Consider the following 13,848-nt stretch of genomic DNA (forward strand, 5'->3'; position numbering starts at 1 on the left):
GTCAAAGCAGGCGTTCTGCAGAGTCGGTTCCCTAACCAAATGTCAGAATGTGATCGGGCAACTCTACCATCCACGGCCCATTGGTCCAGAGAATGAAACACCTGACCTTTTTGCCCGGATACATTTGCGCCAAGGCCGCGCGATAGATCGACATCTGGCGACGATAGGCACGCGGCGTGTCTTCGACATCGCGGGGCGGCGGACGGTTGGTTTTGTAATCTACAATCATCACTTCATCATCGCGCACGACAAGCCGGTCAATCTGGGCCGAAACCACATCCCCGCCGACAATACCAACCAACGGCACCTCGGCCCGCGATCCCGGCGCAAAGACCGGGGCAAAGGCCGGGCTGTCGAAAATACCCAGCGTTTCCTTGGCGATTTCGGCCTGCAGATCGGCATCAAGCGCATGGACTGGCTGGGCAAGGAAGCGTTCGGCTGCCTTCTGACGTGCCTGTTCCGGAAGGTCTGGCAGAAGTTCCAAAAGCTTATGGATCAGAAGACCACGTTTGAAGCTTTGTCCCTGATCGCCACCCAACGGTGATTGAACAGCTGGTTCATCTTCAAGCGGCCGACTGGGAGCCAGTGGCTTTGGCGGGAAGGATTCTTCTGGCGCAACTGCCCGAATTAATTGGCGTTTTGCAGATTGTTTTGAATCCGAAATATCATCTGAACGGTCCGGTTTGGGCGCTTGACTTTGATCGGTTTCCCAGACCCAGCCTTCGCCTTCCCATCCTGATCCGGAATAGGTCGAAAGATCAATCTGGGCCGGTTTGGCGTAGCCTTCCATCGCTTGGCTACACAGATTGTACCAGCAATGCTCTGGTGCCTTGCGCCGCCCCTGCCAACCACAGATGTAAAGCCGGTCTTCGGCGCGTGTCAGGGCGACATACAGCAGGCGGTTATATTCCTGATCACGTTTGAGCGCGATGTCATCGCGCAGGCGCGCAACAAGATCGGTTTCAAGCGCCACCCGCGGCAACCAGAACATCAGGTTGCGGTCTTCCTGCCAGAACAGGTTGGGTGCCTGTGTCGGCACCTGCATGGTATCGGGCAGGAACACAATGGGGGCCTGAAGGCCCTTGGCACCATGCACGGTCATGATGCGGACTTCATCACGCCCGCTTTGTTCAAGGTCACGCTTGATCTCGGCATCGCCCGCCATCAGCCAGTGCAGGAAGCCCTGAAGCGTCGGCGCATGATCAGCCTCATAGCCCATGGCGAGGTTAAGGAATTCGTCAATCGGATCATTGGCCTCGATCCCCAGACGGCCCACCAGGCGGGCTCGAACACCACGCGCTTCCTCACCACGACCGCCCAGCAATTCGGCATAAAGTTCAAACGGGCGTTCGTAATCAACCCGGCCCAGCCACTTGAACAAAAAGGCATAGGCACGCGCAAATGGCGATCCGTCTTCGACCAACGCCGCCTTTTTACGCAACGCATGCCACAGGGTTCTGGGGCGGTTATGGGCAATTTCAAACAGCTGATCATCATCAAGGCCGATCAACGGGCTTTTAAGCACCTCGGCCAGTGTCAGGTCATCTTCGGGCATCAACAGGAACCGCCCGAACGCCACCAGATCCATGACCGCAAGCTGATCGGTGATTTGCATGCGGTCAACACCGGCGACCGGTACGTTGCGTTCCTTAAGTGCCTTGACGACCTCATCGACAAAGGCGGTACGACGGCGCACAAGGATCATGAAGTCACCTGCCCGCACCGGACGGCCACGCGACGTCAGGACTTCCTTTTCATCAATCGCATGGCGGATGCGCCCGGCAATGACGCGGGCAAGGCGGATTTCCGGATCTTCAAGGCGGACAATGCGGGTCGGCGGCGTCCATGGGTCTTCGGGTGCGCGTTCTTCGGGCTCAACCGCAGGCCAAAGTTCAATCCGCCCGGCCTGCCCGACACGAAACGGGCTATGGAGCACATCGGCGCCATCATCGCCCACACCCTGCTTGGCGACCGGCCCGGCAAAGACACGATCCACCGTGCCCAGCACCGCATCGGTAGACCGGAACGAGATGTTCATCGGTACTTCGCGCCAGTCGGCGGCAATTTCACGCGCCCGTTCACGGAAGTAGCGGCGCATTTCAGCAAACTTTTCCGGATCGGCGCGCTGGAAGCTATAGATCGATTGTTTGGCATCGCCGACGGCAAAGATGGTACGCGGCTTATCGGCATGGCGCCCGGCGTCGATAAAGAATTCCTCGGCCAGAATACGCACCACTTCCCACTGCTCGGGGTTGGTATCCTGCGCCTCGTCAATCAGGACGTGATCAAGGCCTTCGTCCAGTTTGAACAATACCCAACCGGCAATCCCGGCCTGACGTTGCAAAAGCTGCAAACTGGTCAGGATCAGGTCATCATAATCAAGGCGGGCATGCAGGGCCTTTTTGGTGGCATAGCGATCAAGCATCGCATTGCCGATGGTGATTAGCGCCGATGTCGCCCCGGCCATTGCGGCGGCCTTGCGTTGTCGGTCGACCTCGACCAGACGCGCGCATTCCTGTTCAAGTGCATCGGCCCCCATCGGGTGATTTTCGGCGGCATCCTTCGTGATCAGCTTGTCAAAGGGCTTTCCTTTTTCAGTGAAGAACACTCGGATGTAGTCGTTAAAAACAGCTACTCGATCTTCAACAGTCGTCTTTTCAAGGAATTGAGCAAGTCCGGGCACCCGCTTGAGGTCGCTTTTTTTCCCGGACTCAAGAGCTGCAAGACCTCGCAATAAGCCGTCTCGATCAAAAGCATCATCCGAAAGCGCACGACGTAATATCTCCTCGTCATCCAAACCCATAGGCACACCAAGTGCTTTATAGACTGCTTGGTGCATTCGGTTGGAGCCGCCATGACTGTGCAACATGCGCTTCAGCCGCCCACGCTCCCGAGCGAGTTCCCGCATCAAATCGCCGAAGGCACCTTCACCGACTTGAGCCGTCACTATTGCAAGGGATCGAGCAAGCTGATCATCCCTTCCTGTGCGAGCATATGCGAGAACTTCTTCCTGTACCGCAGCCATAGTTTCGTCCGCTGTACGGTCATCCATGATTTCAAAATGCGGTGCCAGACCGGCCTCTAGCGGGAAACGGCGCAACAGCGACTGACAAAACGCATGGATGGTCTGGATTTTCATTCCGCCCGGCGCATCCAGCACACGGGCAAAAAGCTGGCGCGCACGGATGGTTTCATCGGTACTCGGCGCCATACCTGCTAGGTTGGCAAGATCAGCCTGAAGATCGCGATCCTCCATCGTGGCCCACAGACCCAATCGTTCGTTGACACGGTTGGCCATTTCGGCCGCTGCGGCCTTGGTGAAGGTCAGACAGAGTATACGATGCGGCTCTGTCCCAGAAAGCATCAGGCGCAAGACGCGATCTGACAGCACCTTGGTCTTGCCGGCGCCTGCCGAAGCCGACACCCAGACCGATGCTGTCGGATCGGATGCATTGCGTTGCAGGACGTTGGGATCGGTTCCGCTCATTTCGGTCATGATTTATCCCCTTCACCAACATCCTGTTTTTCTTCGGTGTTAGCGCTATCATCAATATCCTCGCTGCCCATCCATTCACGCAGGCGGGCGAGATGGACATAGTCGGAATATTTCGGTGCGTGATCAGGATGAGGAACACTGAGATAGGGCGTATCGGGATCGGCAAAGGCCGCAGCAAGCCCATTAACCCCGTCCACCGCCGCGTGTGCCAGTTCGGCCGGAGTGGTTTTCAAACTCTTGGCGTCCAGTTCTTCAATTTTTCCTGCTGGGTCACCGCCGGAGAGCTTCCAAAATGCCAAACTGGCCGGAGGCCCCGCAGGCACGTCGCCAAAGCCCCCCTTTTCAGCAATCGCCGCTTCGAGCGGCAATTGAGGGGCAAAACCGCTCACTACATCTTTTTTCGCAGGTACTTGGCCGGTTTTATAGTCAATGATCGCAATGCCGCCATCGCGCAGTTGATCAATGCGGTCAGCACGGGCATAGACCTGAAAACCGCTGCTGGTATCAAGGGTTCCGGATTGTTCGGTATAGGATTTACGCACGGCATCGCGGCGCGCTGCTTCGGTCTGGATGAACCATTTGGCGATGCGCTCGAACCGCGGCCACCAGAAGGCCCAAAGACCGGGGCGTGCCGCAAGCGGCTTGAACACTTCGCGACCAATGATCAGCAATTCATGTTCGCCATCCGGTGGCAAATGTTCGGGATGGCGGGCGATGAACTGATCAAGGGCGTCGTGAATCAGGTTGCCGTAATCGGCTGCACCGGGATCTTCGTCGATACCATCGAGCTTGCGCAGGCCAAGGATATGGCGGGCATAGATCGCATAGGGGTCACGCATCCATGTTTCGATCTGAGTCACCGAAAGGCGATCCGGCCTCGCCGATACAGGCGGTTTGGGTGCGGGGCGTCCGATCTTGATCCGCATGCTCGAGGCCGGTTCATCAATAAGATCAGCCAGTGCACGCCACTCGGCCGCATCGGGCTTTTCCATCGAAACGCCCGATTTACGCAGAATGTTTTCAATGCGTAACAACCAGCGTGACGGCACGGTTGGCGTGCCCTCGATACGCAATGCACGGGTCATCACCACATCGGGCGAACAAAACAGTTGCTGAAAATCATGGGCCGATTGCCCAACCCGGTGTTCGGGGGCGGGCAGGCCGAAATTACGCCGCATCGGGCGGCTCATCCACGGATCGGCCCCAGCTTCAGGTGGCCAGACACCCTCATTCAGCCCACCCAGTATGGTCAGATCGGCCTGCTGCATCTGGGCTTCGACCGTGCCCCAGATAAACAGGCGCGGATGTTTGCCATAGCGCGGACGCACCGCGCGATCCGCCATCAGCGCATCGAGAAACGCGCTATACCGATTGCCCGGCATCGGCGCGAAATCTGTCAGCGCATTCAGCAGTTCATGAACGAAATCCGCCAATGCCTCGCCTGCTTCGCCGCGCCACAGGCGATCCGCACCGGTTTGCGTATCACTGGCTGCCAGCGCCTCAGCCGCCGTAACATGACTGCGCAGCAGATGCACCGGCGCGTGCGTTTTATCGCCAGTCAGATCATCAATCGGATCAAGGCAGGTTTTAATGCGTTCCACCAGATCACTAAGGCGCGCATGATCATCGCGAATGCGTTCAATGCGGCCCGTCACGTTATCTGATCCGGATGTGCTGAGGCGGGCAACCGTATCCTCGCACCAGCCATCAAGGGCGGTTTGCAAACCATCCGGCCCCGGACCCGGTCGGGCACCGCGCAGGACTTCCTTTTCAAGCAACCGGGTCAGAACCCGGAAGTTTTCGGGTGAAAGTCCCGCCGCCGATAACGGATGTTTGAGCAACTCCAGCAACGGAACAGGGGCAAATTCCTCCTGCACGGCACGCACGACAAGGCGCAGATATATTGCCGGTGCCGTGTCATGAAGCGGGATTCCGGCCGAATCATCAATTTCAACCTCCCACCGGCGCAGTTCGGTGGCCACACGCCGGGCAAGACCGCGATCCGGCGTGACCAGTGCGCACGTTTTTTCAGGATGCTCCAGGGCGTCGCGCATCATAAGGGCAATGGTGGTTGCCTCTTCACGCGCACCAGAACAATCCACACGCAAAACGCCATCCATCACATCCGGGCTAAATCCAGCGATGTGACGCCAGTGATGGGTGGTCTTGGCCGGTCGCAATGCCTCGCGGGCCAGACGGCGGCGCTCAATCGTGGCATCGCTTTCGGGCTCAATGGCCGGCCAAGGCAGGACACTGTCAGCATGGCGACCAATATGGCCCAACGTCTTGCCCAGAAGATGTTGTGGATGGGCGGCATCATCGGCAATCGCCGCCCGGTCTTCGTGGCTAAGCCCTGTCATAAGGCCGGGCAAAACCACACGGCCCTGCGGCATTCTAAGCACCGCCGCCATCAAATCGCGAAGTGCCGGAAACGGCCCGGTGGATCCGACAATCAGAACCGGTGTTTCGGGCGGGTTTTCTTCCCATAGATCGATCTGCGCGGCAATCAGGGCATTGCGCCGCATGGCCCGGTCACTGACATCCTGTGCCGCCAGAATACCCGGCCAGTGAATGGTCAAGATTTGCAGGAATTCAAGGGTGAGCTGCCAGTGTTCGGCGAATTCTTCGGGGACCAGGCCCTTAAGGTCGTCAAAAGCGCAGTTTTCAGTTTGCACCTGATCAAGAAAGCGTGCGAGTTCGCCGGCAAGACGGGCGGCCTGATCGGCGGTTGGCTTTTCACCGCGATGATCGGGGCGCCCCATGATCAGCTGGGTGAGCAGCAATTTACGTTGGAGATCGGGGATGGCGGGCGGCAGATCAAGGGCCGCCTGTTCACCACCCGCACCATAAATCGCCAATTCATCCTCATCCGCCTCGCCCAAGGGACGAATGGTCGGAAGCAGGGTCACCGCGCCTTGCGACTGCCGTAAAAAGGCATCGCGCATCACCTTGGCGGATCGGCGATTGGGTACCATCAGGACATAGTCAGGCAGACGATCTGGCTGATCGGCGGTTTCCGCCATTAGTTGTTTGGCGATCAGATCGGCAAAGGCAACGCCGGGCGGAATGAAAAACAGGTTTGAGGGCGGCGTTGCCTCCCCCGCGAAGGAAGCTTCGTCATATTCGGGCGCGTCCATGTAATCAAACAGGTCGGCCATCAAACTCCCCCGGATGCTTCTTTCTTGGCGCGCTCAACCTCAAGCGCCTGTGCGATGACTGGTTCGGATTCCTTGAGCGCCTCTGGCGTGCCGATATGGAAATATCCGCCATCATGTACCAGACCATAACACCGTCCAGCCGCAAGCGCCTTGTCATAAACGACATTCAGTGACCAGGCACCATCGGGAGTGTCTTCAAACAGATGCGGTGCGAGAACCTGCACACCGGTAAAGAAATAAGGGGCAGACGGCGCATCAACCCGCCGTTTTAGCCGCCCATCCACTTGCCAGAAGAAATCCCCTGCCCCGTCATAGCCATAACCATCTGCCACCGGATAGAGGGCCAGAAGTGCATCCATGTGATCGGGGTCAAAAGCATTGAACAGGCGATCAAACAGTGGCTCCGCCCCCTCGGTCCAGAAGACATCGGCATTGGCAATCAGGACCGCGTCATCATCAAGTTTCGAAAGGGCATTTTTCACCCCGCCGCCGGTTTCAAGCAGGTCTTCCTCAGGCGAGGTCACAATGGCGGGTGCAGTTCTGGTGGCGACATGATCAATGATCTGTTGCCCAAGATAGTGCGAATTGACCACCGCCTGCCTGACACCGGCGTTTGCGAGTTTATCAAGCACATGATCAAGCATCGGTTTACCCGCGACCGATATCAGCGGCTTTGGCATGGTATCGGTGATCGGGCGCATGCGTTTGCCAAGGCCAGCCGCCAGAACCATGGCCTGTGCCTTTGCGTTTGGTGCGCTCATGATTGTGCCTCTTTGCCTGACAGGTTCCGGGTTTTGGCGAGTGCCGGGGCGGTGCGCGCATCGGCCGGGATATGGGCATCCACCCAATCCTGAAGGGCAGGCAGGTTATCAGCCGCCCCGCGCAGGATCATCTCCCAACAACGCGGGATGTAGTCGAAATAGCGCGTCTTTCCGGCCTTGATCGCAAGCCAGCCAAACCGGCCCAGGATGCGGAAATTGCGCACCATCGAGGTGGCGAGATAGGCCGTTTCGAAATCAGAACGATCAATGTCAGGGAAAGCGGCGAGATAGAATTCCTTCATCCGCGCTTCAAGGTCCGGGCCGATATCATGGCGCACATCGCGCAGAAGCGACGCCAGATCATACGGCCGTGGTGCAATGGCCGCGTCCTGAAAATCTATGATGCCGCAATCATCACCGCCCTCACCATTTTCGACCAGCATCAGGTTATCAACGTGATAATCGCGGTGAATGATCACCTCACCCACCTGCCAGCAAAGTGGCAACACGGTTTCGAGAAGCTGATCAAAGGCGGTGCTTGCCGCATCACGCTTGGCTGCGTCCCGGATGACCAGCGGCAGATAATCGTTCTTGAAGCTTGCGAGCATGCGCCGCAGATTTTCCGGGCCATAGCGCACCAACCCGCAATCGTTCATCCCGCCCCCGTCGCAGAAGCGGTGCAGGGTGATCAGCTGTTCGATGGCACGCAGATAAAGGGCATCCTGCGTTGTGCCATCAAGCATCGCACTGCCCATGAGCGCCTCGGTAAAGGTGATGTCACCAAAATCCTCGATCAGGACCAAGCCGCGCTTTTCATCCGCCTGATAGATTTCCGGTACCCGCCAACCGGCCTGTTTGAACAGGTTTGTGGTTTGCAGAACTGGTGAAACAGAGGCCGGACGTTCGGGATTGTCATGAATGCCGTGCGGATCAACATGGGTCGCGGTCGGCGGGAAATCCATCAGAAGGGCGGTGTCATGGCGCCGTTCGAGGCGGAAATATCTCCGCGCCGAGGCATCATCAACCAACGGCATGACCTGGGCGGTCTGCCAGCCACAGGTGACCAGAAAATCCTGGCGTTCGGCATTACGTCGTTCCTGATCGGGGCTTGCGCGTTTCATGACGGATCCACCACCAGATCATTGATCCGCGTCATCCAGTCTTCGCCATGCGGCTCAAGCTTGAACACACGGCCATCCGGGGTCGATCCGGGATCGATATGAATATCAAGACGGTTTTCCGGGGTCAGATATTCCAACCGATCCGGCCATTCGATCAGGCTGACGGCATCTGAAAAGGCATCCTCAATATCAAGCTCGTGGACTTCTTCGGGATCAGACAGTCGATACAGGTCAAAATGCCAGACCGGCACGCGATCAAGCTCATAGATCTGAACCAGTGTGAAAGTCGGACTGGGAACTTCTTCATGCGGGTTATCGGCCACCGCGCGAATGAAGGCACGGCAAAAGGCACTTTTGCCCATACCGAGTGTTCCGTGCATCAAAATCACGTCGCCTGCCCCGGCAACAGCGGCAAGTTTGGCGGCAAGGGCTTCGGTCCCGTTCTGATCGCTGACAGTGACTGTCCTGGTCATGATGTCCGTCTTTTGAGTGGCTCTTGCCTTCTGTTTTAGGGGGTTGATGCCGCACTTCGCAATGATTTTGCGAAGCCGATTGGGACGTGTGGTTCAAATCACGGCGCAAACCCGGAAAAAGGCCGGTTTACATTGCGATATCGTGTTCCAGATGCTATCTCGCTGCATAAGAAATCCCGCACACCGCCGGGCTTGGGGGCAGCCCCCTACCCAAATTTGATTTTATTTGGATGGAATAAGTATGTCAGACGCATCGCATAGCACAGATATTGCCATTATTGGCGCAGGTCCGGTCGGGCTTTTTGCGGTTTTCGAAGCCGGTATGCTGGGGCTTAAATCCCATGTGATTGACGCGCTTGATATGGTCGGCGGCCAGTGCAGCGCACTTTATCCGGAAAAGCCGATTTTCGATATTCCGGCCCATCCGCAGATCGCCGGTCAGGACCTTATTCACGAGCTTGCCAAACAGGCCGATCCGTTCGAGCCGACCTATCATCTGGGCCAGCAGGTCACCAAGCTTGAGAAACGCGATGATGGCCGCTTCACGCTGGTCACCACCAAGGGCACGGTGATTGATGCCGGTGCGGTTGTGATTGCGGCGGGTTGTGGTGCCTTTGGCCCGAACAAACCACCGATGGACGGCCTAGAAGAGTATGAAGGATCGGGTGGCGTTCAGTATTACGTCAAACGTCGTGCCGACTTCGCTGGCAAGAACGTCGTGATTGCCGGTGGCGGTGACTCGGCTGTCGACTGGGCACTGTCGCTTCATGATATTGCCGCCAAGGTGATGGTGGTTCATCGTCGCCCGAAATTCCGTGCGGCCCCTGACAGCAGTGCAAAACTGCAGGCGCTCGCCGAGGCGGGCAAGATCGAGATGGTCATTCCCTATCAGCTTAAGGGGCTTAAGGGTGAAAATGGCATCCTGTCGCACGTGGTTGTCGCGACGCTGAAGGGCGAGGAGCGCGAGCTTGAAGCCGATCATCTTCTGCCGTTCTTTGGCCTTGCCATGGAACTTGGCCCGATTGCCGATTGGGGCCTTAATCTTGAGAAGAACCATATCGGCGTGAAACAGGCGACGATGGAAACATCCGTCCCGGGCATCTTTGCCATCGGCGATATCGCGACCTATGAGCACAAGCTTAAACTGATCCTGTCGGGCTTTGCCGAAGGTGCGAGCGCGATCCACGCCGCACGCTCCTATATGTTCCCGGACAAGGAATTCCACTTCGAATATTCGACCACGACGGGTGTTCCGAACGAATAACCCGACATTTGGTCAAAGTTTTCAAGGAAGCGCACCATGACCGCAAAACATCCCGAACATCGTGGGGGTTGTCTTTGTGGCGCGGTGCGCTTTGTTGCATCCGGGGAACCGATTGGCAGCAATCACTGCCATTGCGGCATGTGCCGCAAGGACAGCGGTTCGGGTGTTTCGACCTTTGTCGCGTTCCCGACCAATGCCGTCACATGGGATGGCAAGCCGCGCGAATATGAAAGCTCGCCTGGCAAATATCGCGGATTTTGCCCAAAATGCGGATCAAGCATCACCTGGCGCAAGGGCGATGATGACAGCTTCATCGATTTCCGATTGGGCACCTTTGATGACCCAAGCCTGTTCAAGGCTAAAAAGCATCTTTGGATGCGCACAGCACTGCCGAGCTTTGCGGGCATTGACCCGGAGATCGAGCATTTCGATTAAGTGCGACGATCCCTCGCCCTTTTTAAAGTACTGAAGCTTGTTCCTGCCAAACTGGTGACATCACAGGTACCGGACAAAAGAAACTTGTCTCTGGCCCTCGGGGCCCAATCATGACAGGCTGCAAAATTCTACCAAGAGTAGAATTCGCACATATCACCATCAGGGGAACGAAATGAGCGACCAGAATCAGGGCGACCAACCGAACAGCCGCCGAAAAATGAATATGCGCAAACTGATGCTGTTTGGTTCAGGTACGCTTCTGCTTGGCACCTTACTGATGATGGTGACATTCCAAACCACCTTTCAGATGATGATGCATGGACGTTCTGCAGGCAGCTTCATCATTGTCATTGGTACAGCGGTTGCGATCGGCCTTTTGGTCGCTGGTTCGACCATCATATCGAAATGGGTGTCCCGCAAGGTTGAGGCTATTCTGGAAGAGTAAGCTTGGCCTCTTTCGCGACTTCGCCGTTCAACGTCAAGTATCTCACAAATATAGCGTCCAGAGGCTCGGCTGTGTCTTAGAGCTTAACCGAAACGCCAAGGTGCTCGGCCAAAACGCTCACGATCATGCCGTGATCTTCGTGTGATGCGAGGCCGGATACTGTAATCGCGCCAATCACGCCGACACCGGCAACACGGACCGGGAAGCTGCCGCCGTGATCGGCATAGTCGGCAAAATCGATCCCGTGATCGGCAAGGGTTTTGCCCTTGGCCTTAAGCTCCGCGCCAAAGCGCATCGAGCTTTGATGTTCACGCAGCACCAGATTGCTTTTGCGACGTGCCCAAGCATCGTTGGCCGGTTTGGCACCGGCGAGGGATGCGTGAAACAGGGTGCGGTCCGGGGTGCGGATATTGATGGCAACCGGGGCGTTTTTGGCCTGCGCGACGCCAACCAGTTTGAAGCCGATTGACCAGGCGGTGTCTTCGTCAAAGCGATCAAACACCAGAATTTCTTCCTGCTTGGCGAGCAATTCCAGATCCATCGGGGACTCCTTGGGCAATTGGTTGGGCTGCGTCCATCCATAGCGCAGCAGGTTAGCCTCTGAAAACAGCAAAGAAAAAAGGCTGCACCACCAATGTGATACAGCCTTTGTTTCGAAATCGTAATTTCGGCTTACTTGTCGTCGCCCATCTTGAGCGCGTTGATAAAGGCCGATTGCGGAATTTCGACCTTGCCAAACTGACGCATCTTTTTCTTACCAGCCTTCTGTTTTTCAAGAAGCTTACGTTTACGCGAAACGTCACCGCCGTAACATTTCGCCGTCACGTCTTTGCGCAGGGCCGATACGGTTTCACGGGCAATCACCTTGCCACCGATAGCGGCCTGAATGGCGATGCGGAACATCTGGCGCGGGATCAGGTCCTTAAGACGCTTACAAATCTCACGACCACGATATTCAGCCGCCGAACGGTGCACCATCAGGGCCAGCGCATCGACCGGCTCTTCGTTCACAAGGATGGAAACCTTGACCAGATCACTCTCGTCGTAACCGGCAATTTCGTAATCGAAGCTGGCATAGCCGCGAGAGATCGACTTCAGACGGTCATAGAAATCAAACACCACTTCGTTGAGCGGCAGTTTGTAGACCGCCATCGCGCGGTTGCCGACATAGGTCAGGTCAAGCTGAACACCACGGCGTTCGGTGCAAAGGGTTAGGATGCCGCCAAGATATTCGTCCGGCACCATGATCGATGCCTTGATCCATGGTTCTTCAATGGCCTTGATCTTGGTAACGTCCGGGAAATCGGCCGGGTTATGCAACAGGATTTCTTCGCCCTTGCTCAGCGTGATCTTGTAGGACACCGACGGTGCGGTGGTGATCAGATCAAGCTCGAACTCGCGTTCAAGACGTTCCTGAATGATTTCCAGATGCAAAAGACCCAGGAAGCCACAACGGAAACCAAGACCAAGGGCGGTCGAGTTTTCCGGCTCGAACTGGAAGGACGCGTCATTGAGATGCAGCTTTTCAAGCGCATCGCGCAGCACTTCATATTCGCTGGTATCAACCGGGAAAATGCCACAGAACACAACCGGGATGGACGGTTTGAAGCCGGCCAGCGGCTTGGCGCAGGGACGTTTTTCTTCGGTAATCGTGTCACCGACTTCGCATTCGGCCACGGTTTTCATACCGCAGTTGATAAAGCCGATTTCACCCGGCCCCATTTCATCAATCGCAAGCGGCTTTGGCGTGAACACACCAACGCGTTCGATCTGATGGGTGACCTTGGCATTCATGAAGCGGACTTTCTGACCCTTTTTGAGGGTGCCTTCCTTCACGCGTACCAGAATCATCACACCGAGATAGGTGTCATACCAGCTATCAACCAGAAGAACTTCAAGCGGTGCGTTCGCATCGCCGGTCGGCGCCGGAAGACGGTGCACCAGTGCTTCAAGCACGTCAGGCACGCCCAGGCCGGTTTTGGCCGAGATCATCACAGCATCAGACGCATCAATGCCAATCACTTCTTCGATCTGTTCTTTGACCTGATCTGGTTCGGCTGCCGGAAGGTCAACCTTGTTCAGGACTGGCACGATCTCGTGATTGTTTTCAATCGCCTGATAGACGTTGGCAAGGGTCTGGGCTTCAACACCTTGTGCGGCATCAACCACCAGAAGCGACCCTTCGCAGGCTGCGAGCGAGCGTGACACTTCATAGGCAAAGTCTACGTGACCCGGCGTGTCCATCAGGTTGAGCGTATATTCCTGCCCATCCTTGGCGGTGTATTTCAGCCGCACGGCCTGGGATTTGATGGTGATGCCACGTTCACGTTCGATATCCATCGAATCGAGAACCTGATCGGCCATTTCACGTTCGGTCAGGCCACCGGTCAACTGGATCAGGCGGTCGGCCAAGGTTGATTTACCGTGGTCGATATGGGCGATGATCGAAAAGTTACGAATGTTCTTAAGGTCAGTCATTTTTGGCTGCTTCTGGCACTAAAATTGGCTGGCATTTCGCCGCGTGGCACATTGTGTCGAAACGGTGTGATCACCAGATACCCGGTTGATACATAACGCGCAACTCGCATTCTTCCCAATATCCCCTGCCCCGTCAGCCAGCCAATTTCGGCAGCGACATCAGGCCTTATCGCATCACGGATGCAAAAGGGCACGATCGGAAAAACCAGCATTGCGT

10 protein-coding genes are annotated in these 13,848 nt (G+C 56.5%); 3 read left to right on the forward strand and 7 right to left on the reverse strand.

What is annotated here, in order from left to right; genetic code table 11:
- Positions 1-31: 31 nt before the first annotated feature.
- Genes addA through tsaE form a run of 5 tightly spaced genes read right to left on the reverse strand, consistent with a single transcriptional unit; the run spans position 32 to position 9,009 of the window.
- Positions 32-3,496 (reverse strand): double-strand break repair helicase AddA, encoded by a 3,465-nt coding sequence (gene addA / locus TH4_RS04365; RefSeq protein WP_064780083.1) that lies wholly within the window; start codon positions 3,494-3,496, stop codon positions 32-34.
- Positions 3,493-6,654, reverse strand: coding sequence for a double-strand break repair protein AddB (gene addB, locus TH4_RS04370; RefSeq protein ID WP_064780084.1), 3,162 nt, complete (start codon positions 6,652-6,654; stop codon positions 3,493-3,495). Before addB ends, addA begins: the two co-directional genes overlap by 4 nt.
- On the reverse strand, positions 6,654-7,415 hold the full coding sequence (locus TH4_RS04375; protein ID WP_064780085.1) for a nucleotidyltransferase family protein: 762 nt from the start codon (positions 7,413-7,415) through the stop codon (positions 6,654-6,656). The genes addB and TH4_RS04375 overlap by 1 nt, the downstream gene beginning before the upstream one ends.
- Positions 7,412-8,536, reverse strand: a complete 1,125-nt coding sequence (locus TH4_RS04380; protein WP_064780086.1) for an aminoglycoside phosphotransferase family protein — start codon at positions 8,534-8,536, stop codon at positions 7,412-7,414. Before TH4_RS04380 ends, TH4_RS04375 begins: the two co-directional genes overlap by 4 nt.
- Positions 8,533-9,009, reverse strand: a complete 477-nt coding sequence (gene tsaE / locus TH4_RS04385) for a tRNA (adenosine(37)-N6)-threonylcarbamoyltransferase complex ATPase subunit type 1 TsaE (protein ID WP_064780087.1) — start codon at positions 9,007-9,009, stop codon at positions 8,533-8,535. The genes TH4_RS04380 and tsaE overlap by 4 nt, the downstream gene beginning before the upstream one ends.
- Positions 9,010-9,250: 241 nt before the next feature.
- On the opposite strand from tsaE, the gene TH4_RS04390 reads away from it, so the two are divergent.
- The 3 genes from TH4_RS04390 to TH4_RS04400 all read left to right on the forward strand — a co-directional run bounded on the left by TH4_RS04390 (position 9,251) and on the right by TH4_RS04400 (position 11,153).
- The gene (locus tag TH4_RS04390) at positions 9,251-10,273 is read left to right on the forward strand and encodes an NAD(P)/FAD-dependent oxidoreductase (RefSeq protein WP_063086586.1); all 1,023 of its coding nucleotides are present in this window, start codon (positions 9,251-9,253) and stop codon (positions 10,271-10,273) included.
- 36 nt (positions 10,274-10,309) lie between these two features.
- Entirely contained in the window at positions 10,310-10,708 is a 399-nt protein-coding gene (locus TH4_RS04395) for a GFA family protein (RefSeq protein WP_064780088.1), read from the forward strand.
- Between the two features lie 172 nt (positions 10,709-10,880).
- Positions 10,881-11,153 carry a hypothetical protein gene (locus TH4_RS04400; protein ID WP_008888565.1) on the forward strand — a complete coding sequence of 91 codons (273 nt, stop codon included), beginning with the start codon at positions 10,881-10,883 and terminating at the stop codon, positions 11,151-11,153.
- A gap of 76 nt (positions 11,154-11,229) precedes the next feature.
- Here the strand turns inward: TH4_RS04400 and TH4_RS04405 are convergent, their stop codons facing one another.
- Both TH4_RS04405 and lepA read right to left on the reverse strand, forming a co-directional pair.
- Positions 11,230-11,694, reverse strand: a complete 465-nt coding sequence (locus TH4_RS04405) for a heme-degrading domain-containing protein (RefSeq protein ID WP_083996972.1) — start codon at positions 11,692-11,694, stop codon at positions 11,230-11,232.
- 131 nt (positions 11,695-11,825) lie between these two features.
- Positions 11,826-13,631 carry a translation elongation factor 4 gene (gene lepA, locus TH4_RS04410; protein WP_064780089.1) on the reverse strand — a complete coding sequence of 602 codons (1,806 nt, stop codon included), beginning with the start codon at positions 13,629-13,631 and terminating at the stop codon, positions 11,826-11,828.
- Positions 13,632-13,848 lie beyond the last annotated feature (217 nt).

This window comes from Thalassospira tepidiphila MCCC 1A03514 (assembly GCF_001662875.1).
GTDB classification, from domain to species: Bacteria; Pseudomonadota; Alphaproteobacteria; order Rhodospirillales; family Thalassospiraceae; genus Thalassospira; species Thalassospira tepidiphila.